The organism is Streptomyces coelicoflavus, from assembly GCF_003112555.1.
In the GTDB taxonomy this organism is placed as follows: domain Bacteria; phylum Actinomycetota; class Actinomycetes; order Streptomycetales; family Streptomycetaceae; genus Streptomyces; species Streptomyces coelicoflavus.
Genome location: NZ_BEWB01000013.1, coordinates 240,984 through 261,657, shown reverse-complemented (window position 1 = coordinate 261,657; position 20,674 = coordinate 240,984). Strand labels below are relative to the sequence as shown.

At 74.7% G+C, this 20,674-nt stretch carries 16 protein-coding genes and 1 riboswitch; of the genes, 14 read left to right on the top strand and 2 right to left on the bottom strand.

The window, feature by feature from the left end:
* Positions 1-30: 30 nt before the first annotated feature.
* Positions 31-741, bottom strand: coding sequence for a class II aldolase/adducin family protein (locus Sco07f_RS30325; protein ID WP_042825881.1), 711 nt, complete (start codon positions 739-741; stop codon positions 31-33).
* A 225-nt stretch (positions 742-966) separates the two neighbouring features.
* Between Sco07f_RS30325 and pitH the strand changes: the two genes are divergently transcribed.
* From pitH to cobI, 9 genes are all read left to right on the top strand, one after another.
* Complete coding sequence (pitH, locus tag Sco07f_RS30320) at positions 967-2,223, top strand: low-affinity phosphate transporter PitH (RefSeq protein ID WP_108989700.1); 1,257 nt, start codon at positions 967-969, stop codon at positions 2,221-2,223.
* 34 nt (positions 2,224-2,257) lie between these two features.
* Positions 2,258-2,479, top strand: coding sequence for a hypothetical protein (locus tag Sco07f_RS30315; RefSeq protein WP_007448028.1), 222 nt, complete (start codon positions 2,258-2,260; stop codon positions 2,477-2,479).
* A 149-nt stretch (positions 2,480-2,628) separates the two neighbouring features.
* A riboswitch (cobalamin riboswitch) is annotated at positions 2,629-2,770 on the top strand.
* A 107-nt stretch (positions 2,771-2,877) separates the two neighbouring features.
* Positions 2,878-3,864 carry a cobalamin biosynthesis protein gene (locus tag Sco07f_RS30310; protein ID WP_054101580.1) on the top strand — a complete coding sequence of 329 codons (987 nt, stop codon included), beginning with the start codon at positions 2,878-2,880 and terminating at the stop codon, positions 3,862-3,864.
* Complete coding sequence (locus Sco07f_RS30305; RefSeq protein WP_108989699.1) at positions 3,861-5,393, top strand: cobyric acid synthase; 1,533 nt, start codon at positions 3,861-3,863, stop codon at positions 5,391-5,393. The genes Sco07f_RS30310 and Sco07f_RS30305 overlap by 4 nt, the downstream gene beginning before the upstream one ends.
* Positions 5,390-9,040 (top strand): cobaltochelatase subunit CobN, encoded by a 3,651-nt coding sequence (gene cobN, locus Sco07f_RS30300; protein ID WP_108989698.1) that lies wholly within the window; start codon positions 5,390-5,392, stop codon positions 9,038-9,040. The genes Sco07f_RS30305 and cobN overlap by 4 nt, the downstream gene beginning before the upstream one ends.
* A 169-nt stretch (positions 9,041-9,209) precedes the next feature.
* The gene (locus Sco07f_RS30295) at positions 9,210-11,228 is read left to right on the top strand and encodes a putative cobaltochelatase (protein ID WP_108989697.1); all 2,019 of its coding nucleotides are present in this window, start codon (positions 9,210-9,212) and stop codon (positions 11,226-11,228) included.
* Positions 11,228-11,827: a cob(I)yrinic acid a,c-diamide adenosyltransferase gene (cobO, locus tag Sco07f_RS30290; protein WP_108989696.1), complete on the top strand. Its 600-nt coding sequence runs from the start codon at positions 11,228-11,230 to the stop codon at positions 11,825-11,827. The genes Sco07f_RS30295 and cobO overlap by 1 nt, the downstream gene beginning before the upstream one ends.
* On the top strand, positions 11,824-13,284 hold the full coding sequence (locus Sco07f_RS30285) for a cobyrinic acid a,c-diamide synthase CobB (RefSeq protein WP_108989723.1): 1,461 nt from the start codon (positions 11,824-11,826) through the stop codon (positions 13,282-13,284). The genes cobO and Sco07f_RS30285 overlap by 4 nt, the downstream gene beginning before the upstream one ends.
* Positions 13,281-14,012 (top strand): precorrin-2 C(20)-methyltransferase, encoded by a 732-nt coding sequence (gene cobI, locus Sco07f_RS30280; RefSeq protein WP_054101625.1) that lies wholly within the window; start codon positions 13,281-13,283, stop codon positions 14,010-14,012. Before Sco07f_RS30285 ends, cobI begins: the two co-directional genes overlap by 4 nt.
* Before the next feature lie 20 nt (positions 14,013-14,032).
* Here cobI and Sco07f_RS30275 read toward each other — a convergent pair whose 3' ends face one another.
* Positions 14,033-14,761 (bottom strand): ZIP family metal transporter, encoded by a 729-nt coding sequence (locus Sco07f_RS30275; protein WP_007448032.1) that lies wholly within the window; start codon positions 14,759-14,761, stop codon positions 14,033-14,035.
* Between the two features lie 104 nt (positions 14,762-14,865).
* Between Sco07f_RS30275 and cobM the strand changes: the two genes are divergently transcribed.
* The 5 genes from cobM to cobC are packed head-to-tail and all read left to right on the top strand — an operon-like array spanning position 14,866 to position 20,653.
* Positions 14,866-15,678: a precorrin-4 C(11)-methyltransferase gene (cobM, locus tag Sco07f_RS30270; RefSeq protein ID WP_167468272.1), complete on the top strand. Its 813-nt coding sequence runs from the start codon at positions 14,866-14,868 to the stop codon at positions 15,676-15,678.
* A complete protein-coding gene (cbiE, locus tag Sco07f_RS30265; RefSeq protein WP_167468271.1) occupies positions 15,675-16,910 on the top strand; it encodes a precorrin-6y C5,15-methyltransferase (decarboxylating) subunit CbiE in 1,236 nt (411 codons plus the stop codon). Before cobM ends, cbiE begins: the two co-directional genes overlap by 4 nt.
* Positions 16,907-18,658: a precorrin-3B C(17)-methyltransferase gene (gene cobJ / locus Sco07f_RS30260; RefSeq protein WP_244942168.1), complete on the top strand. Its 1,752-nt coding sequence runs from the start codon at positions 16,907-16,909 to the stop codon at positions 18,656-18,658. The genes cbiE and cobJ overlap by 4 nt, the downstream gene beginning before the upstream one ends.
* On the top strand, positions 18,655-19,572 hold the full coding sequence (locus Sco07f_RS30255) for a sirohydrochlorin chelatase (protein ID WP_108989694.1): 918 nt from the start codon (positions 18,655-18,657) through the stop codon (positions 19,570-19,572). The genes cobJ and Sco07f_RS30255 overlap by 4 nt, the downstream gene beginning before the upstream one ends.
* The gene (cobC, locus tag Sco07f_RS30250; RefSeq protein ID WP_108989693.1) at positions 19,544-20,653 is read left to right on the top strand and encodes an Rv2231c family histidinol phosphate aminotransferase CobC; all 1,110 of its coding nucleotides are present in this window, start codon (positions 19,544-19,546) and stop codon (positions 20,651-20,653) included. The genes Sco07f_RS30255 and cobC overlap by 29 nt, the downstream gene beginning before the upstream one ends.
* The last annotated feature ends 21 nt before the right edge of the window (positions 20,654-20,674 follow it).

The following is a 20,674-nucleotide window of genomic DNA, read 5'->3' as shown; positions in this document are numbered from 1 at the left end:
GCCGGTACCCGCTGGGCCGCCCGGCACGCGTCAGCTCCGCTGCCCGTATCCGCGCAGGCGTTCCGTCACCTCCGTGAGCTGGTCCGGCGTCAGCAGGGACGGCGAGTGGCCCGGCACCGAGGAGGCCGTCAGCCACAGGCGGCACATCCACTCGAGCTGGGCGGTCCGGTCGTAGGCCTGGTCGAGGGAGGTGCCGTAGGTGATGGTGCCGTGGTTGCGCAGCAGGCAGCCGGTGCGGCCGGCGAGGGCGTCGAGCATGCCGCGGGCGAGTTCGGCGGTGCCGTAGGCCGCGTAGGGGGCGACCCGGACGGGGCCGCCGAGGGCGGCGGTCATGTAGTGCACGGGCGGGAGTTCGGGGACGAGCAGCGAGACGGCCGTGGCGTGCACGGCGTGGGTGTGGACGACGGCACGGGCGGCCGGGTCGGCGCGGTACACGGCCAGGTGCATGGGCAGTTCGCTGGTGGGGACCAGCGTGCCGAGGACCTGCCGTCCGTCCAGGTCGACGCCGGTCGCGTCGGCCGCGGTCAGCCGGTCGTAGGGCACGCCCGACGGGGTGACCAGGACCGTGTCGCCGACCCGCACCGAGACGTTGCCGGAGGTGCCGACGACCAGTCCGTCCGCCACCGTCCGGCGGGCGGTGGCGACGAGTTCCGCCCAGGCCGCCTCCGTGGCCGGCTCCCCGGCCCGTCCGCCGGGGGACTCCCCGGTCCCGTCCGCCCCCGCGGCCCGCGAATACGTCACAGTCACCGTCTCCTCCCGGGCGTCCCGGACGCCACTCACGACCCGTCGCCGAACGGCTTTCCGGCGATCCTGCCAGGCGCGTCTCCGGAGAGCACCGGAGCGGCCACGCAGAGGGAGGTTCCGGCACCGCTTCCGGTCACCGTGGCGCCCTGCCCAGTTCATCTTCCGTTCACCCTGGTTACCTACGTTCGACGCGCCAACGACCTCGAACGATTGCCTGGGTAAATGGAAAGCTTCTCGCTGATCCTCGCGATTGTGGTGGTAACCGCACTCGCGTTTGATTTCACGAACGGTTTCCACGACACCGCGAACGCGATGGCAACGACCATTTCGACCGGTGCGCTCAAGCCCAAGGTGGCGGTGGCGATGTCCGCCGTCCTCAACCTTGTAGGCGCCTTCCTCTCCGTGGAGGTCGCCAACACGATCTCCAAGGGTCTCGTCGACGAGACCGGCATCCGTCCCGAGGTCATCTTCGCCGCACTGGTCGGCGCGATCCTCTGGAACCTGCTGACCTGGCTGGTCGGACTCCCGTCCAGTTCCTCGCACGCCCTGATGGGCGGCCTGATCGGTGCCGCCGTCGCCTCGGCCGGCATCGGCGCGGTCAACGGCGACGTGCTCGTCACCAAGGTGCTCCTCCCGGCGATCGCCGCCCCGATCGTGGCCGGCGTCGCGGCGTTGCTCGCGACCCGGATGACGTACTCGCTGGGCCGCAAGGCCGACGGCAAGGCCTCCGCCAAGGGCTACCGCGCCGGGCAGATCGCCTCGGCCGGTCTGGTCTCGCTGGCCCACGGCACCAACGACGCCCAGAAGACGATGGGCATCATCACCCTCGCCCTGATCGCCGGCGGCTCGCTCGCCCCCGACTCCGACCCGCCCGTGTGGGTCATCCTGTCCGCGGGCCTGGCCATCGCGCTCGGTACCTACCTGGGCGGCTGGCGCATCATCCGCACCATGGGCAGGGGCCTGACCGACCTCCAGCCGCAGCAGGGCTTCGCCGCCCAGACCAGCGCCGCCACGGTCATCCTGGCCTCCTCCCACCTCGGCTTCTCCCTCTCCACCACGCACTCGGTCTCCGGTGCGGTGATGGGCGCGGGCCTCGGCCGCAAGGGCGGTGTGGTCCGCTGGTCCACGGCCACCCGGATGTTCGTCGCGTGGGGCCTGACGCTGCCGGCCGCGGCCCTGGTCGCCGCGCTCGCCGAGTGGGTCTGCCGCGCCGGCGACTGGGGCACGGCCCTCGTCGCGGTGTTCCTGGTCGCCTCCAGCTTCGCGATCTGGCGGATCTCCCGCCGCGAGGTCGTCGACCACACCAACGTCGTCGACACGGAGGAGCCCGGGTCCGACGAGCCGGCCGGTGTGGTCACCACGGCGATGGCCGCCGTGTCGCCGCCCCCGGCGGGCGTGACCGAGGACCTGGCGGCCACCGTCCCGGCCCCGGCCGCCACCGCCGATCCCAAGGCCCCGTCGGCCACCACCACCGTCTGAGCCCGCGAACCGGGTACGAAGGAAGCGAACCTCCATGAGCATCGACTGGGCAGCCCTCGGCTCCGTCTTCGGCATCAGCCTCGTGGTCACGGTGGCCCTGGTGGGCCTGTTCACCCTCGGCATCGTCGGCCTCTCCCGCCAGGAGCGGGCCGCCGCCCAGGGCGGCTCCGCGGCCCTCGCGGTCACCGGCGCGTACGCGTGCTTCGCGGCCTGCACGGCGGCGGTGGCGTACGGGATCTATCTGATCGTCGCCTGAGCGCTCCGCGCACCACCGCGCACGCCCCGGGGCGGGGCGCGGAACGGACTCGAACCGTTCCGCGCCCCGCCTCTTCGCGTGCCGGCGCACACCCTCGGGGTGTGGGCCTTCGCACACTCCCCCGTCGCAGGTCAACGCCAGGTTGACGGGTGTTCGCGGGCCGTGGTGGACTTCCGGGGCCATCTACGGCGGCAGGAGAGGAAGCCCGGTGCGAATCCGGCGCGGTCCCGCCACTGTGACCGGGGATCAGGACCCCCGGGAGCCAGGAACTCTCACCGCCGGACTCTTCGAACCAGGGCGTGGACACCCTGAGTGAGGACATGACGCGATGCCCGGCTGCCGCCACCGCTCGACGCCCAGTACCAGGTGCCTTCCTGCCCGTGTGACCGGCTGAGCCCATGCGTGCCGGACGCGTCTTCGCGTACGGCGCCGCCGCCGGCCTCCTCGGTGACCTCCTCCTCGGCGACCCGCGCCGCGGACACCCGGTCGCCGCGTTCGGCCGTGCCGCGGGCGCCGTGGAACGGGTGCTGTGGCGGGACCACCGGGGCTGGGGCGCCCTGCACACCGCCGTGTGCGCCGGTGGCACCGCCGCCCTCGGGCTGGCCGCCTCCCGTGCCGTACGCCGCTCCCCCGCCGCCTCGGTCGCACTGACCGCGGCGGCCACCTGGGCCGTCGTCGGCGGTACGTCGCTCGCCCGCGAGGCGGACGCGATCGGCCGGGCCCTGGAGGCCGGGGACGTCGAGGCGGCCCGGGCCCGGCTGCCGCACCTGTGCGGGCGGGACCCGCAGGCACTGGACGCCGACGGGATCGCCCGGGCCGTCGTGGAGTCCGTCGCCGAGAACACCTCCGACGCGGTGGTGGGCGCCCTGGTGTGGGGCGCCGTGGCCGGGGTGCCCGGACTGCTCGGCTTCCGGGCCGTGAACACCCTGGACGCCATGGTCGGCCACAGGTCGCCCAGGTATCGCCGCTACGGCTGGGCCTCGGCCCGCCTCGACGACCTCGCGGGCTGGCCCGGCGCCCGCCTCACCGCCGTGCTGACCACCGTCGCCGGTGGCGACCCGCGGGGCGCCGTACGGGCCTGGCGTGCGGACGCCGGGCGGCACCCGAGCCCCAACGCCGGGCCCGTGGAGGCCTCGTTCGCGGGCGCCCTGGGCGTGCGGCTGGGCGGGACGCTCTCGTACGGCGGCCGGGTGGAACACCGGCCCGTCCTCAACGGCGCCGCGGGACGCGCCGTACGCGCCGGTTCCGGCGACATCGCGCGGGCCGTACGCCTCTCCCGGCGCGTGGGCGGGCTGGCGCTGGGCGTGTGCGCGGGCGTGCGACTGCTCGCGAGCGGGACCGCCTCCCTGAAGAACCGGGGCGTCACGAAGGGACGTACGTCATGAACGGTGGCCTGCTCGTCGCCGGCACCACCTCCGACGCCGGCAAGAGCGTCGTCACCGCCGGGATCTGCCGCTGGCTGGTGCGCCAGGGCGTGAAGGTGGCGCCGTTCAAGGCGCAGAACATGTCGCTGAACTCCTTCGTGACCCGCGAGGGCGCCGAGATCGGACGGGCCCAGGCCATGCAGGCCCAGGCCTGCCGGGTGGAGCCGACCGCACACATGAACCCGGTCCTGCTCAAGCCCGGCGGGGAACGCAGCAGCCAGGTCGTGCTGCTCGGCAGACCGGTCGGCGAGATGAGCGCCCGCGGCTACCACGGCGGGCGCCAGGAGCGGCTGCTCGGCACGGTGCTCGACTCGCTCGCCGAACTGCGCGGCACGTACGACGCGGTGATCTGCGAAGGGGCGGGCAGCCCGGCCGAGATCAACCTGCGCCGCACCGACATCGTCAACATGGGGATCGCCCGGGGCGCCCGACTGCCCGTCCTCGTCGTCGGCGACATCGACCGCGGGGGCGTCTTCGCCTCCTTCTTCGGCACGGTGGCACTGCTGGCGCCCGAGGACCAGGCGCTGGTCGCCGGGTTCCTCGTGAACAAGTTCCGGGGTGACGTGTCGCTCCTGGAACCGGGGTTGGACATGCTCCACGGGCTCACCGGGCGGCGGACGTACGGCGTGCTGCCCTTCCGGCACGGGCTCGGCATCGACGAGGAGGACGGACTGCGCGTCTCCCTGCGCGGGACCGTGCGGGAGTCCGTCGTCGCCCCGCCGGTCGGCGAGGACGTGCTGCGGGTCGCCGTCTGCGCGGTCCCGCTGATGTCCAACTTCACGGACGTGGACGCGCTGGCCGCCGAACCGGGCGTCGTGGTGCGGTTCGTGGACCGGCCGGAGGAGCTGGCCGACGCCGACCTGGTGATCGTGCCGGGGACGCGCGGGACGGTCCGGGCGCTGGAGTGGCTGCGGGAGCGGGGGCTCGCGGAGGCGATCGTGCGCAGGGTGGCCGAGCAGCGGCCCGTGCTCGGCATCTGCGGCGGTTTCCAGCTCCTCGGGGAGCACATCGACGACGAGGTCGAGTCGCGCGCCGGGCACGTGGACGGGCTCGGGCTGCTGCCCGTACGGGTGCGGTTCGACCGCGAGAAGACCCTCACCCGGCCGGTGGGCGAGGCCCTCGGCGAGCGCGTCGAGGGATACGAGATCCACCACGGGGTCGCCGAAGTCGTGGAAGGTGATGCGTTCATCTCTGATGACAGAGGACGCAGCCTGGACGGCTGCCGGGTCGGCCAGACCTGGGGCACGCACTGGCACGGCTCGCTGGAGTCGGACGGCTTCCGGCGGGCGTTCCTGCGCGAGGTGGCCGCCGCCGCGGGCCGCCGCTTCGTGCCCGCCCCCGACACCTCGTTCGCCGCGCTGCGCGAGGAGCAGCTCGACCGGCTCGGCGACCTGATCGAACACCACGCGGACACCGACGCGCTGTGGCGGCTCATCGAGTCCGGCGCGCCGCAAGGACTGCCCTTCATTCCACCGGGAGCGCCCGCATGAGCACAGTGTTGTTGTTGTCGACCGCCGACACGGACCTGCTGGCGGCCCGCGCGTCGGACGCCGCCTACCGGATCGGCAACCCGACCCGGGTCGACGTCCACGAGGAGCTGCCGGGCCTGGTCGAGGGCGCGGACCTCGCCGTCGTCCGCCTGCTGGGCGGCAAACGCGCCTGGGAGGACGGGCTCGCCGCGCTCAGCGCCGCCGGCATCCCGACCGTCCTGCTGGGCGGCGAGAACGTGCCGGACGCGGAACTGATGGCCGAGTCGTCGGTCCCGGCCGGGGTGGTGGCCGAGGCGCTGCGCTACCTGGTCGAGGGCGGCCCGGGCAACCTCACCCAGCTGGCCCGCTTCCTGTCGGACACGGTGCTGCTGACCGGCGAGGGCTTCGACGAGCCGGAGAAGATGCCGGAGTACGGCGTCCACGGCGAACGCCCCTTCACCGAGGGCCGTCCCACGGTCGGCGTGCTCTTCTACCGCGCCCACCAGCTGAGCGGCAACACCGCGTTCGTCGACACGCTGTGCGACGCGATCGAGGCCCGCGGCGCCAACGCCCTGCCGGTGTACTGCGGTTCGCTGCGCGGCGCGGACCCCGGGCTGTACGAGCTGCTGGGCCGGACCGACGCCCTGGTCGCCACGGTCCTCGCGGCCGGCGGCACGCACGCCTCGCAGGCATCGGCGGGCGGCGACGAGGAGGCCTGGGACATCGGTGCGCTGGCCGACCTGGACATCCCGGTGCTGCAAGGGCTCTGCCTCACCTCCTCCCGGGCCGCCTGGGAGGCGTCGGACGCGGCGCTGTCCCCGATGGACGCGGCGATGCAGGTCGCGATCCCGGAGTTCGACGGGCGGCTCGTCACCGTGCCGTTCTCGTTCAAGGAGCAGGGGCCGGACGAGGTGCCGGTCTACGTGGCCGACCCCGAGCGGGCCGGGCGGGTCGCCGGGATCGCCGTCCGGCACGCGGCGCTCGGGCACAAGGCGAACGTCGACAAACGGGTCGCGCTGGTCTTCACGGCGTACCCGACCAAGCACTCCCGCGTCGGCAACGCCGTCGGCCTCGACACCCCGGCGTCGGCGGTGCGGGTGCTGGACGCGCTCAGGGACGCGGGGTACGGGGTCACCGGGTACCCGTCCGAGGGCGACGAGCTGATCCACCGGCTGATCGCGGCCGGCGGTCACGACGTGGAGTGGCTGACGGAGGACCAGCTGGCCGCGGCGCCCGCGCGGGTGCCGCTGGCCGACTACCGGGCCTGGTTCGAGAAGCTGGACCCGGAGCTGCGGGAGGGCATGCGGGAGGCGTGGGGCGAGCCGCCGGGCTCGCTGTACGTGGACGGCGACGACATCGTGCTGGCCTCCCTCCGGTTCGGGAACGTCGTGGTGATGATCCAGCCGCCGCGCGGCTTCGGGGAGAACCCGATCGCGATCTACCACGACCCGGACATGCCCCCGTCGCACCACTACCTGGCCGCCTACCGCTGGCTGGAGAACAGTTTCGGCGCGGACGCGATCGTGCACATGGGCAAGCACGGCACGATGGAGTGGCTGCCGGGCAAGGGGCTGGGGCTGAGCGCCGGCTGCGCACCGGACGCGGTCCTCGGCGACCTGCCGCTGATCTACCCGTTCATCGTCAACGACCCCGGCGAGGGCACCCAGGCCAAGCGACGCGGCCACGCCACGGTGGTCGACCACCTCGTCCCGCCCATGGCGCGCGCCGACACCTACGGCGACCTGGCCAAGCTGGAGCAGCTACTCGACGAGTACGCGCTCGTGTCCGACCTGGACCCGGCGAAGGCGCCGGCGGTCCGGGCGCAGATCTGGACGCTGGTGAAGGCCGCCGAGCTCCACCACGACCTGCACGTGGACGACCAGCCGGACGACGACGCGTTCGACGAGTTCGTCATGCACATCGACGGCTACCTGTGCGAGATCAAGGACGTGCAGATCCGCGACGGCCTGCACGTCCTGGGCGGTGGCCCGGTCGGCGAGCCCCGCGTCAACCTCGTCCTGGCGGTGCTGCGCGCCTCGCAGGTGTGGGGCGGGCAGGCGAACGCCCTGCCGGGCCTCAGGGCGTCGCTGGCCGAGCACTTCGGGCTGGTCGAGAAGGAGCTGCTGGCCGAGCCGGGCGCCCCGGTGAAGGTGCCGGTGGAGCTGGCTGACCTGGTGGACGGCCCGGCCCGGTCGGCGGCCGACGCGATCGACCTGCTCGAGCAGTTGTGCCGGCGGATCGCGGAGGGCATGGAACTGCGGGCGTGGGACACGGCGGCCGTCCCGGACCTGGTCCGTGACGTGCTCGGCACCGAACTCCCCGACGCGGTCGCGGTGCTGGAGTTCGCCTGCACCGAGGTCGTGCCGCGCCTCGCCCGGACCACGGACGAGATCGGGCACATCCTGCGCGCCCTGGACGGCGGGTACGTGCCGGCCGGGCCGTCGGGCTCCCCGACCCGCGGCCTGGTCAACGTCCTGCCGACCGGCCGGAACTTCTACTCCGTCGACCCGAAGGCCATCCCGTCCCGGCTGAGCTGGGAGGTGGGCCAGTCGCTCGCGGACTCACTGATCCAGCGGTACCTGACCGACACCGGCGAGTACCCGAAGTCGGTCGGCCTCACGGTGTGGGGCACGTCCGCGATGCGCACCCAGGGCGACGACATCGCCGAGATCCTGGCGCTGCTGGGGTGCCGTCCCGTCTGGGACGACGCCTCGCGCCGGGTGACGGGCTTCGAGGTGGTGCCGCTCGCGGAACTGGGCCGGCCGCGCGTCGACGTCACGGTGCGCATCTCGGGGTTCTTCCGGGACGCGTTCCCGCACGTGGTGGGGCTGATCGACGACGCGGTGCGGGCGGTGGCGGAGCTGGACGAGCCCGCCTCGCAGAACTTCGTCCGCGCCCACGCCGACGAGGACACCGCCGAGCACGGCGACCGGCGCCGGGCGACCTCCCGCATCTTCGGCTCCAAGCCGGGCGCGTACGGCGCGGGTCTGCTGCCGCTGATCGACGCGCGCAACTGGCGTTCCGACGCGGACCTCGCCGAGGTGTACGCGGTGTGGGGCGGTTACGCCTACGGGCGCGGGCTGGACGGGCGGGCGGCGCGCGGGGACATGGAGACGGCGTTCCGGCGGATCGCGGTGGCGGCGAAGAACGTGGACACGCGCGAGCACGACCTCGTGGACGCCGACGACTACTTCCAGTACCACGGCGGCATGGTCGCCATGGTCCGGCACCTGACGGGCGAGAGCCCGGAGGCGTACGTGGGCGACTCCGCCACCCCGGACCAGGTGAAGACCCGGACGCTGGGCGAGGAGACCCACCGCGTCTTCCGCGCCCGCGTCGTCAACCCGCGCTGGATGGCGGCGATGCGGCGGCACGGCTACAAGGGCGCCTTCGAGATGGCGGCCACCGTGGACTACCTCTTCGGGTACGACGCCACGGCCGGGGTCGTGGACGACTGGATGTACGAGCGGCTCAGCGCCGAGTACGTCTTCGCCCCGGAGAACCGGGACTTCATGAGGAAGTCCAACCCCTGGGCGCTGCGCGGCATCACCGAGCGGCTGCTGGAGGCCGCCGACCGCGGTCTGTGGGCGGAGCCGGACCAGGAGACCCTGGACCGGCTCCGGGCGACCTACCTCGAACTTGAGGGAGATCTGGAGGGAGACGCGTGATCCCCCTGGAGATCCCCGCGAGTGCGGGGAGCACACCAGCACACCGCCTACCGCTGGTGACACGGCAGGACCATCCCCGCGTCGGCGGGGAACAAGCTTCGACCATGACGGCTCTGCGGCCCCGCCGCGAGTGGTCTTGGCGCGTTTCCCTCGAAGGAGTGATCACCGCGTGAGCACGCCCTATCCCTTTACTGCCCTGGTCGGACAGGAAGATCTCCGCCTGGCCCTGCTTCTGAACGCAGTGAGCCCGGCCGTCGGCGGTGTGCTGGTGCGCGGCGAGAAGGGCACCGCGAAGTCCACGGCGGTGCGGGCGTTGTCCGCGCTGATGCCGGAGGTGGACGTCGTCTCCGGGTGCCGTTTCTCCTGCGATCCCGACTCCCCCGACCCGGGCTGCCCGGACGGCCCGCACGCGCCGGGCGCCTTCGCCTCGCGTGCGGCCCGCATGGTCGAGCTGCCCGTCGGGGCCTCCGAGGACCGGCTGGTGGGCGCCCTCGACATCGAGCGGGCGCTGGCGGAGGGCGTGAAGGCCTTCGAGCCGGGCCTGCTGGCCGACGCGCACCGCGGGATCCTGTACGTCGACGAGGTCAACCTGCTCCACGACCATCTCGTCGACCTGCTCCTCGACGCCGCCGCGATGGGCGCCTCCTACGTCGAGCGCGAGGGTGTGTCGGTGCGGCATGCCGCACGGTTCCTGCTCGTCGGGACCATGAACCCCGAAGAGGGCGAGCTGCGGCCGCAGTTGCTGGACCGGTTCGGACTCACCGTCGAGGTCGCCGCCTCGCGCGAGCCCGACCAGCGGGTCGAGGTCGTCCGGCGCCGGCTGGCGTACGACGACGACCCGGCCGGTTTCGCCGCGCGCTGGGCCGACGAGGAGGCCGCCGTACGGGCGCGGATCGTGGCGGCGCGGGAGCTGCTGCCGTCGGTGCGGCTGGGCGACGGGGCGCTGCGGCAGATCGCGGCGACCTGTGCCGCCTTCGAGGTGGACGGCATGCGGGCCGACATCGTGATGGCGCGCACGGCCACCGCGCTGGCGGCGTGGGCCGGGCGGACGGACGTACGCGCGGAGGACGTGCGGCAGGCGGCGCTGCTGGCGCTGCCGCACCGGCGGCGGCGGAATCCCTTCGACGCGCCGGGGCTCGACGAGGACAAGCTGGACGAGACGCTGGAGGAGTTCGGCGGGCAGGACGGCCCGGGCGACGACGGGGACGGGGACGACGACCCGGACCCGGGGCCCGGAGGCGGCCCCGGTGGGCAGCCCGAGCCCGACGACGCGCCCCAGGGGGACGGGGACGCCGCCGCGCGCCCCGAAGCCGGGGAGGGTGGCGAGCCGCAGCCTTCCGGCGGTGCCGGTGAGCAGTCTCCCGCACGGTCCGCCGAGCCGTTCCGCACCAAGGTGCTGAGCGTGCCGGGGCTGGGTCAGGGTGCGGCCGGGAGGCGTTCGCGGGCGCGGACCGAGCACGGCAGGACGACGGGCGCCCGGCGGCCGCGGGGCGCGCTGACGAAGCTGCACCTGGCCGCGACCGTGCAGGCCGCCGCGCCGCACCAGCGGGCCCGGGGCCGCAGCGGGCCGGGGCTCGTGGTGCGCCGGGACGATCTGCGGCAGGCGAGCCGCGAGGGGCGTGAGGGCAACCTCGTGCTGTTCGTCGTGGACGCCTCCGGGTCGATGGCCGCGCGGCAGCGGATGAGCGCGGTCAAGGGTGCCGTGCTGTCGCTGCTGCTGGACGCCTACCAGCGGCGGGACAAGGTGGGGCTGGTGACCTTCCGGGGTGCGGCGGCCGACGTGGCGCTGCCGCCGACCTCGTCGGTGGACGCGGCGGCGGTACGGCTGGAGTCGCTGCCCACCGGGGGCCGTACGCCGCTGGCCGCCGGGCTGCTGCGCGCCCACGAGGTGCTGCGGGTGGAGCGGTTGCGGGATCCGGCTCGCAGGCCGCTGGTGGTCGTCGTGACGGACGGCCGGGCCACGGGCGGTCCGGAGCCCGTCGCGCTCGCGACGCGTGCCGCGCGGCTGTTCGCCGCCGAGGGCACCGCGTCCGTCGTCGTGGACTGCGAGTCGGGTCCCGTGCGGCTCGGGCTCGCCGGGCAGCTCGCGGGTGAGCTGGGCGGTACCGCGGTGACGCTGGACGAGCTGCGGGCGGACTCCATCGCCGGGCTCGTGAAGGACGTTCAGGGCAGCAGGAGGGCCGCGTAATGCCGCAGGGCAAGCCGAGTGTCGTGCCGGACGACGGGTTGACGACCCGTCAGCGGCGTAATCGTCCGCTGGTCGTGGTGCACACGGGCGTCGGGAAGGGCAAGTCCACCGCCGCCTTCGGGCTGGCGCTGCGGGCCTGGAACCAGGGGTGGCCGATCGGGGTGTTCCAGTTCGTCAAGTCGGCGAAGTGGAAGGTCGGCGAGGAGAACGCCCTGCGGGTGCTCGGCGCCAGCGGCGAGGGCGGATCGGTCGACTGGCACAAGATGGGCGAGGGCTGGTCCTGGGTGCAGCGCGACGCGCAGCTGGACAACGAGGAGAAGGCCCGGGAGGGCTGGGAGCAGGTCAAGCGGGACCTGGCCGCCGAGACGTACAGGCTGTACGTGCTGGACGAGTTCGCCTATCCGATGCACTGGGGGTGGGTCGACACCGACGAGGTGGTGTCGGTGCTGCGCGCCCGGCCCGGGACCCAGCATGTCGTGATCACCGGGCGGAACGCGCCCGGCGCCCTGGTCGAGTGCGCCGATCTCGTCACCGACATGTCCAAGGTCAAGCACCCGATGGACGCGGGGCAGAAGGGGCAGAGGGGCATCGAGTGGTGACCTCCGCCGACTCCCGCTCCGCCGTTCCCCGGCTGGTGGTCGCCGCGCCCTCGTCCGGCAGCGGCAAGACCACCGTCGCCACGGGGCTGATGGCCGCGCTCGCCGGGCGCGGGTTCGCCGTGTCGCCGCACAAGGTCGGGCCCGACTACATCGATCCCGGGTACCACGCGCTCGCCACCGGGCGGGTGGGCCGCAACCTCGACGCGTACCTGTGCGGGCCCGAGCTGGTCGGGCCGCTGTTCCTGCACGGGGCGCGCGGGTGCGACATCGCCGTGGTCGAGGGCGTGATGGGGCTGTACGACGGGGCCGCCGGCGAGGGCGAGCTGGCCTCCACCGCGCAGGTCGCGAAGCTGCTGCGGGCGCCGGTGGTGCTGGTCGTGGACGCGTCGTCGCAGTCGCGGTCGGTGGCGGCGCTGGTGCACGGGTTCGTGTCCTGGGACCCGGAGGTACGGATCGGGGGCGTGATCCTGAACAAGGTCGCGTCCGATCGGCACGAGGTGTTGTTGCGGGAGGCGGTGGACTCCGTCGGGGTGCCGGTGCTGGGGGTGTTGCGCAGGGCCGCGCCCGTGGAGACGCCTTCTCGGCATCTGGGGTTGGTCCCTGTCGCCGAGCGGGGCTCGGATGCGGTGGGTGCCGTGGCGGCGATGGGTGCGCAGGTTGCCGACGGGTGTGACCTGGAGGCGTTGGTCGGGCTGGCGCGTAGTGCCGGTGCGTTGTCCTGTGCGGCTTGGGACGCGGGCGAGGCCGTGGATTTCCCGCCCCCGCCGCCCCTTCCCGTCCCGTCCCCGGGGGCTGCGCCCCCGGACCCCCGCTTTCGGCCTGGACGGCCTCGTCCTCAAGCGCCGGACGGGCTGAAGGCGCGCGTCGCCGTCGCCGGTGGGGCCGCCTTCACGTTCTCCTACGCCGAGCACACCGAGCTGCTCGCCGCCGCCGGGGCCGAGGTCGTCACGTTCGATCCGCTGCGGGACGAGGAGCTGCCCGAGGGGACCGCGGGGCTCGTCGTCGGGGGCGGTTTCCCCGAGGTGTACGCCGCCGAGCTGTCCGCCAACGAGGGGCTGCGGAAGTCCGTGGCCAAGCTGGCGCTCTCCGGTGCTCCCGTCGCCGCCGAGTGTGCGGGGCTGCTGTACCTGTGCCGGGAGCTGGACGGGTTGCCGATGTGCGGGGTGCTGGACGCCTCCGCGCGGATGTCGGAGCGGCTGACGCTGGGCTACCGGGACGCCGTGGCCGTGTCCGACAGTGCGCTGGCCGGCGCGGGGACGCGGATGCGGGGGCACGAGTTCCACCGGACCGTGGTGGAGCCGGGGGCCGGGGCGGCGCCGGCGTGGGGGATGCGGGCGCCCGAGCGGCGCGTCGAGGGATTCGTGGAGCGCGGTGTGCACGCGAGCTATCTGCACACGCACTGGGCGGCCGAGCCCGGTGTCGCCCGTCGGTTCGTGGAGAGGTGCCGGACGTCATGAGCAGCAGGCTGATCGGTGTGGGGGTCGGGCCCGGTGACCCCGAGCTGGTGACCGTGAAGGGCGTCAACGCGCTGCGGGCCGCCGATGTCGTGGTCGTACCGGTGATGGACACCGGGGAACGGGGCCGCGCCGAGGCGACCGTGCTGCACTACGTGGGCGCCGAGAAGATCGTGCGGGTCGTGTTCGCGCTGAACGAGCGCACCGACCGGGCGCGGCGCGAGGCGGCCTGGGACGCGGCCGGGGAGCGGGTGGCCGGGCTGCTGCGGGCGCATGCCGCCGTCGCGTTCGCGACCATCGGTGATCCCAACGTGTACTCGACCTTCACCTACCTCGCCCAGACCGTCGGCGCGCTCGTGCCGGGGACGGTCGTGGAGACCGTGCCGGGGATCACCGCCATGCAGGACCTCGCGGCGCGGTCGGGGGCCGTGCTGACGGAGGGCACGGAGCCGTTGACGCTGGTGCCGGTCACCGCCGGGGCGGCCGTGCTCAAGGAGGCGCTGCACGGGCCCGGCACGGTCGTCGCCTACAAGTTCGGCCGGCAGGCGGCGGAGGTGGCGGAGGCGCTGCGGGAGAGCGGGCGGCTCGACGACGCCGTGTGGGGGTCGGCGCTGGGGCTGCCGGAGGAGTCGGTGCGGCCGGCGGGCGAGCTGGACGGGGCGCCGTTGCCGTATCTGTCGACGCTCATCGCGCCCGCCCGGCGCGAGGGCGGGCGGGGCGGGAAGTTGTGAGCGCCTTCCGTCGCCGGCGCTCACTCCGCGATGCCGACCACCAGCCAGATGAACGCCGCGCCCGCGACCGTGCACAGCAGGGTCGAGCGGGCGGGGTGCTCGTGGTGTGCCTCGGGGAGGATCTCGGCCGCGGCGAGGTAGAGCAGCACGCCGCCGAAGAGGCCGAGGTAGGCGCCGAGCGCTTGCTCCGGGATGGTGAACAGGAGCGTGGAGGACGCGCCGACGACGGGGGCGATCGCGTCGGCGACCAGCATCGCGACGGCGCGGCGGCGGGCGTTGCCGTACAGGCTGGTCAGTGTGTAGGTGTTGAAGCCGTCCGCGAAGTCGTGGGCGATCACCGCCAGCGCGACCGCGGCGCCCATGCCGCCGCCGACCTGGAAGGCGGCGCCGATCGCCACGCCGTCCATCGCGCTGTGCCCGACCATCGCGGCCGCGGCCGTCAGGCCCACCTCGGGCGAGCGGTGGCCGTGCTCGTCGCCCCCGTGTGCGGCGCGGCGGGCCGCCAGCAGGCGTTCCACCAGGTGGGCCAGGAGGAATCCGGCCACGAAGAGCAGCAGGGCCGCGGGGACGCCGAACACCTCGTCACCCGCCGCCTCCAGGGCCTCCGGCAGCAGGTCGAGGCCGACCACGCCCAGCATGAGGCCGCCGGCCAGGCCCAGGACCAGGTGGCGCCGGTCGGTCACCCGCTGCGCCGTCCAGCCGCCGGCCAGCGTCATCAGGAACGCGCCGAGCGCGACGAAGACCGCCATGGGCCCTTGGTATCCGATCACCCCGCGTTCACGCGCGTACGACAGCAGCAACCGCAGTAAATATGCACAGGATGCGCAGGATGCACAGGAGAGGACCGAAAACGATGGATTCCGAGGCCAGGGTGACCTTCGTCGGTGCCGGTCCCGGCGCCGCCGACCTGCTGACGTTCCGTGCGGCGCGTGCCATCGCCGAGGCGGACGTGGTGATCTGGGCGGCGAGCCTCGTCCAGGCGGAGGTGCTCCAGCACGCGCGGGAGGGTGCCGAGGTGCTGGACTCGGCGACGATGTCGCTGGAGGACGTCGTCGCCGTGTACCGGCGGGCGCGGGAGCAGAGGCTGCGGGTGGCCCGTATCCACTCCGGCGACCCGGCGCTGTGGGGCGGCACGCAGGAGCAGCTGGACCGGTGTGCGGAGATCGGCGTGGCGACCGAGGTGGTGCCCGGTGTCTCCGCGTTCTCGGCCGTGGCCGCGCTCGCGCAGCGGGAGCTGACCATCCCGGAGGTCGCGCAGTCGGTGGTCCTCACCCGGCTCGGCGGGGGCAAGACGCCGATGCCGCCCGGGGAGGAGGTCCGCGAGTTCGCGAAGCACGGCACGACCATGGCGGTCTTCCTGTCCGCGGCCCGCAGCGGGCAGCTGGTGCGGGAGCTGCTGGAGGGCGGCTATCCGACCGAGACGCCGGTCGTCGTCGCCTATCAGGCCACCTGGCCGGAGGAACTGGTCGTGCGGTGCACGATCGGGACGCTGGAGGAGACGGTCAAGGAGCACAAGCTCTGGAAGCACACCCTGTTCCTGGTCGGCCCGGCCCTCGACGCGCACGGCACCCGCTCGCACCTCTACCACCCGGGGCACTTCCACGGCTATCGCAGGGCCGACCCCGAGGCGCGCCGGGAACTGCGCTCGCGGGGTGCGAGCACGTGATCACGGTGGTCGGGACGGGGACCGGTTCCCCGCTGCCCGGGGACGTGGCCGTCGGCGCGGAGCTGGTCGTCGGCGGGCGGCGGCACCTGGACGCCGTACGACTGCCGGAGGGCGCGAGGACGGTTGTCCTCGGGGCGCTGGCGCCGGCCCTGGACACGGTCGCGGAGTACGTCGCGAAGGGGCGGCCGGTGACGGTGCTGGCCTCCGGCGACCCGGGGTTCTTCGGGATCGTGCGGGCGCTGGCCGAGCGGTTCGGGCCGGAGCGGCTGGACGTGCGGGCGGGGGTCTCCTCCGTCGCGGCGGCCTTCGCGCGGGCCGGGCTGCCGTGGGACGACGCCGTGGTGGCGAGCGCGCACGGGCGGGACCTGCGCACGGCGGTGAACCTGTGCCGGGCGTACCCGAAGGTCGCCGTGCTGACCGGTCCCGGGGCCGGTCCGGCGGAGCTGGGGGCCGCTCTGCGGTCCGACGGGCGGGTGTTCGTCGTCGCCTCCGCGCTGGGCTCCGACGCGGAGCGCGTGGAGCGGGTGACGCCCGCCGAGGCCGCCGGACGGGACTGGGGCGCGGCGGTGAGCGTGGTGCTGTGCCTGGACGAAGCGCGGGCGCTGGGGCCGGTGCGGGCGGTCGCGGGGCCGCGTCCCGGGCCCGCCGGGTGGGCGCTGGGCGAGGACGCGTTCGCGCACCGGGACTCGATGATCACCAAGTTCGAGGTGCGGGCGCTGGCCCTGGCCCGCCTCGGGCCGCGCCCCGGCGACCTGGTGTGGGACGTCGGTGCGGGCTCCGGGTCGGTGGCCGTGGAGTGTGCGCGGCTCGGTGCCGCCGTCACCGCCGTCGAGAAGACGTCGGACGGGGTCGGGCGGGTCCGCGCGAACGCCGCCGCGCACGGCGTCGACGTGCGGGTGGTGCACGGGGCGGCGCCCGCGGTCCTGTCCGGTCTGGGGGACGACCCCGACGCCGTGTTCGTGGGCGGCGGCGGGCGCGAACTGCCCGCGATCGTCGCCGCGTGTGCGCGGCGGGCCCGGCGCGTCGTGGTCGTCGCCCTGGCCGCGCTCGACCGGGTGCCGGCGGCCCGCGAGGCGCTGCTCGGCGCCGGTCTGGAGTGCGACGGGGTGCTGTTGCAGTCCTCGCGGCTCGCGCCGCTGCCGGGCGACGTGACCCGGCTCGCGGCCGCCAATCCCGTCTTCCTGCTGTGGGGCGTCAGGCCGCACGGCCGTACCGAAGGAGTTGCCCCTTGATCGGCCTCATTTCCGCCACGGCGGCGGGAGCGGCGGCGCGGGACCGGCTGGCCGCGGCCTGGCCGGGCCGCACGCGGGTGTACGGGGGTCCCGTCGGGGACGCCGTGCGGACCGCGTTCGCCGAGTGCGACCGGCTAGTGTGCTTCCTGGCGACGGGGGCCGTGGTCCGGCTCGTGGCGCCGCTGCTGGACGACAAGCGGACCGACCCGGGTGTGGTGTGCGTCGACGAGGGCGGGCGGTTCGCCGTGTCGCTGGTCGGCGGGCACGGGGGCGGCGCCAACGAACTGGCCCGTGCGGTCGGCGAGGTGCTGGGTGCGGAGCCGGTGGTGACGACGGCTACGGACGCCGTCGGCCTGGCCGGCCTGGACACGCTCGGGCTGCCCGTCGAGGGCGATGTCGCCGGGGTGTCGCGGGCCCTGCTGGACGGCGAGCCGGTGGCGCTGCGCGCGGAGGTGGCGTGGCCGCTGCCGCCGTTGCCGGTCGGGGCCGAAGGTGCGTACGGAATCCGGGTGACGGACCGCACGGTGGAGCCGTCGGAGGGCGAGGTCGTCCTGCGTCCGCCGTCCCTGGTCGTCGGTGTCGGCGCCTCCCGGGGCGCACCGGTGGAGGAGGTGCTCGGGCTGGTGGAGGACGCCCTGCGCGAGGCGGGGCTGTCCGCCGCGTCGGTCGCCGAGCTGGCCACCGTGGACGCCAAGGCGGAGGAGCCCGGGATCGTGGCCGCCGCCGGGCGGCTGGGCGTGCCGCTGGTGACGTACCCGGCCGGCGAGTTGGCGGGCGTCGAGGTGCCCAACCCGTCCGACGCGCCGCTCGCGGCCGTGGGCACCCCGTCGGTCGCGGAGGCGGCGGCGCTGGTGCGCGGGGGTGAACTCCTCGTGCCCAAGCGGAAGTCGGCGGCGGTGCCCGCGACGGCGACCTGCGCGGTGGTGCGGCGCCCCGGGCGCGGGCGGCTCGCGGTGGTCGGGCTCGGGCCGGGCGCCCGGGACCTGGTGACGCCGCGGGCGCGGGCGGAGCTGCGGCGGGCGTCGGTGCTGGTCGGCCTCGACCAGTACGTCGACCAGATCCGCGACCTGCTGCGGCCCGGCACCCGGGTGCTGGAGTCCGGTCTCGGCGCGGAGGAGGAGCGGGCCCGGACGGCGGTCGAGGAGGCGCGGCGCGGGCACGCCGTGGCGCTGATCGGCAGCGGGGACGCCGGGGTGTACGCGATGGCCTCGCCGGCGCTGGCGGAGGCGTCCGACGACATCGACGTGGTCGGGGTGCCGGGCGTGACGGCGGCGCTGGCGGCCGGGGCGATCCTGGGCGCGCCGCTGGGCCACGACCACGTGTCGATCAGCCTGTCCGACCTGCACACGCCGTGGGAGGTCATCGAGCGGCGGGTGCGGGCGGCGGCGGAGGCGGACCTCGTCGTGACGTTCTACAACCCGCGCAGCCGGGGCCGCGACTGGCAGCTGCCGAAGGCGCTGGCGATCCTCGCCGAGCACCGTGAACCGTCGACTCCGGTGGGCGTCGTGCGCAACGCGTCGCGCGCCGACGAGTCGAGCCGCCTGTCCACGCTCGCCGCCCTGGACCCGGCGACCGTCGACATGATGACCGTCGTGACGGTGGGCAACACCGCGACCCGGGAGATCGCCGGGCGCATGGTGACACCGCGCGGCTACCGCTGGCAGGCCCGCGACACCGCGCCGCCCGCCGAGAAGACCGACTCGTCCGCAACGGCCGACGTATCCGCTACATCCGAGGAGAACCTGTGACGACCCCGCCCGCCCTGCTCATCGCCGGACACGGCACCCGGGACGAGGCCGGAGCCGAGGCGTTCCGCGACTTCGTGCGCGAGCTGGGCCGACGCCACCCCGAGCTGCCCGTCGCGGGCGGCTTCATCGAGCTGTCCCCGCCGCCGCTGGGCGACGCGGTCGCCGAGCTGGTCGAGCGCGGTGTGCGCCGGTTCGCTGCGGTGCCGCTGATGCTGGTGTCCGCCGGGCACGCCAAGGGCGACATCCCGGCGGCGCTGTCCCGCGAGAAGGAGCGCCACCCCGGCATCTCGTACACGTACGGTCGTCCGCTGGGCCCGCACCCGGCGCTGCTGCGGGTGCTGGAGCGGCGCCTCGCGGAGGCGGTCGACCCGTCCTGGGACCCGTCCGAGGTGACCGTGCTGCTGGTGGGCCGCGGGTCGACGGACCCGGACGCCAACGCCGAGGTGTTCAAGGCGGCGCGGCTGCTGTGGGAGGGGCGCGGGTACGCGGCGGTGGAGACGGCGTTCGTGTCGCTGGCGAAGCCGGACGTGCCGGGCGGCCTGGACCGGTGCGCGCGGCTGGGGGCGCGGCGGGTCGTCGTGCTGCCGTACTTCCTGTTCACCGGCATCCTCCCGGACCGGGTCCGGCACCAGACGGACGAGTGGGCGGCCGCGCACCCGGAGACGGAGGTGCGCTCGGCGGACGTCATCGGGCCCGAGCCGGAGCTGCTCGACCTGGTGTGGGAGCGGTACGAGGAGGCGGTCAAGGGCGACCTGCGGATGAACTGCGACAGCTGCGTGTACCGCATCGCGCTGCCGGGGTTCGAGGACAAGGTGGGGCTGCCGCAGCAGCCGCACTTCCACCCCGACGACGACGGCGACCACCACCACGGGCACCATCACGGGCATGGACACGCACACTCCCACGCACACTGAGGCCCTCGGGCCGCGCCCCGAGCCGTCCGGTCCCGACCTGCGGCACCACGGGGACGCCGAGGTGCGCGACGACGGTTCGGCGCTGGTGGACCTCGCGGTGAACGTCCGCGCGGACACACCCCCGGCCTGGCTGCGTGAGCACGTCGCCGCGTCGCTCGGCCAGCTCGCCGCCTATCCGGACGGGCGGGCCGCACGGGCGGCGGTGGCGGCGCGGCACGGGCTGCCGGTGGAGCGGGTGCTGCTCACGGCGGGCGCGGCGGAGGCGTTCGTGCTGCTGGCGCGGGCGCTGAAGGTGCGCCGGCCGGTCGTGGTGCACCCGCAGTTCACCGAGCCCGAGGCGGCGCTGCGGGACGCCGGGCACACCGTCGGCCGGGTGCTGCTGCGGGCGGCGGACGGCTTCCGGCTCGACCCGGCGGCCGTACCCGAGGACGCGGACCTGGTCGTGGTGGGCAACCCGACGAACCCGACCTCGGTGCTGCACCCGGCGGGCGTACTGGCGTCGCTGGCCCGGCCCGGCCGGACGCTGGTCGTGGACGAGGCGTTCATGGACGCGGTGCCGGGTGAGCGGGAGGCGCTGGCCGGGCGGACGGACGTGCCCGGGCTGGTCGTCCTGCGCAGCCTCACCAAGACGTGGGGCCTCGCGGGGCTGCGTATCGGCTACGTGCTGGCGGACCCGGAGACGGTCGGCGAGCTGGAGCGTGCCCAGCCGCTGTGGCCGGTGTCCACGCCGGCGCTGGCGGCGGCGGAGGTGTGTGTGGCGCCGCGGGCGCTGGCGGAGGCCGCCCACGCCGCCCACCGCATCGCCGCCGACCGGGAGCGTCTGGTCGCCGGGCTCGCGGATTTCGCCGGGGCCGGACTCCGGGTCGTCGCACCGCCCGAGGGTCCCTTCGTGCTGCTCCGCGTCCCGGACGGCGCCGCCGTACGCCACCGGTTGCGCGAGCTGGGGTACGCGGTGCGGCGCGGGGACACGTTCCCGGGGCTCGGCGGGGAGTGGCTGCGTCTGGCGGTACGGGACCGGGCGACGACGGAGGGCTTCCTGCGGGCGCTGGAGCGGGCGGTGGCGGTGCCGGGACCGGCCTGAGGCGTACGTCGTACACCCCCG

Coding starts and splice junctions, on each gene's coding strand:
- cobN (WP_108989698.1), top strand. CDS start 5,390: ATGAGCACAGTGTTGTTGTTGTCGACCGCCGACACGGACCTGCTGGCG.
- cobO (WP_108989696.1), top strand. CDS start 11,228: ATGCCGCAGGGCAAGCCGAGTGTCGTGCCGGACGACGGGTTGACGACC.
- Sco07f_RS30310 (WP_054101580.1), top strand. CDS start 2,878: ATGCGTGCCGGACGCGTCTTCGCGTACGGCGCCGCCGCCGGCCTCCTC.
- Sco07f_RS30315 (WP_007448028.1), top strand. CDS start 2,258: ATGAGCATCGACTGGGCAGCCCTCGGCTCCGTCTTCGGCATCAGCCTC.
- cobC (WP_108989693.1), top strand. CDS start 19,544: ATGGACACGCACACTCCCACGCACACTGAGGCCCTCGGGCCGCGCCCC.
- Sco07f_RS30305 (WP_108989699.1), top strand. CDS start 3,861: ATGAACGGTGGCCTGCTCGTCGCCGGCACCACCTCCGACGCCGGCAAG.
- cobM (WP_167468272.1), top strand. CDS start 14,866: ATGGATTCCGAGGCCAGGGTGACCTTCGTCGGTGCCGGTCCCGGCGCC.
- cobI (WP_054101625.1), top strand. CDS start 13,281: ATGAGCAGCAGGCTGATCGGTGTGGGGGTCGGGCCCGGTGACCCCGAG.
- Sco07f_RS30275 (WP_007448032.1), bottom strand. CDS start 14,761: ATGGCGGTCTTCGTCGCGCTCGGCGCGTTCCTGATGACGCTGGCCGGC.
- pitH (WP_108989700.1), top strand. CDS start 967: ATGGAAAGCTTCTCGCTGATCCTCGCGATTGTGGTGGTAACCGCACTC.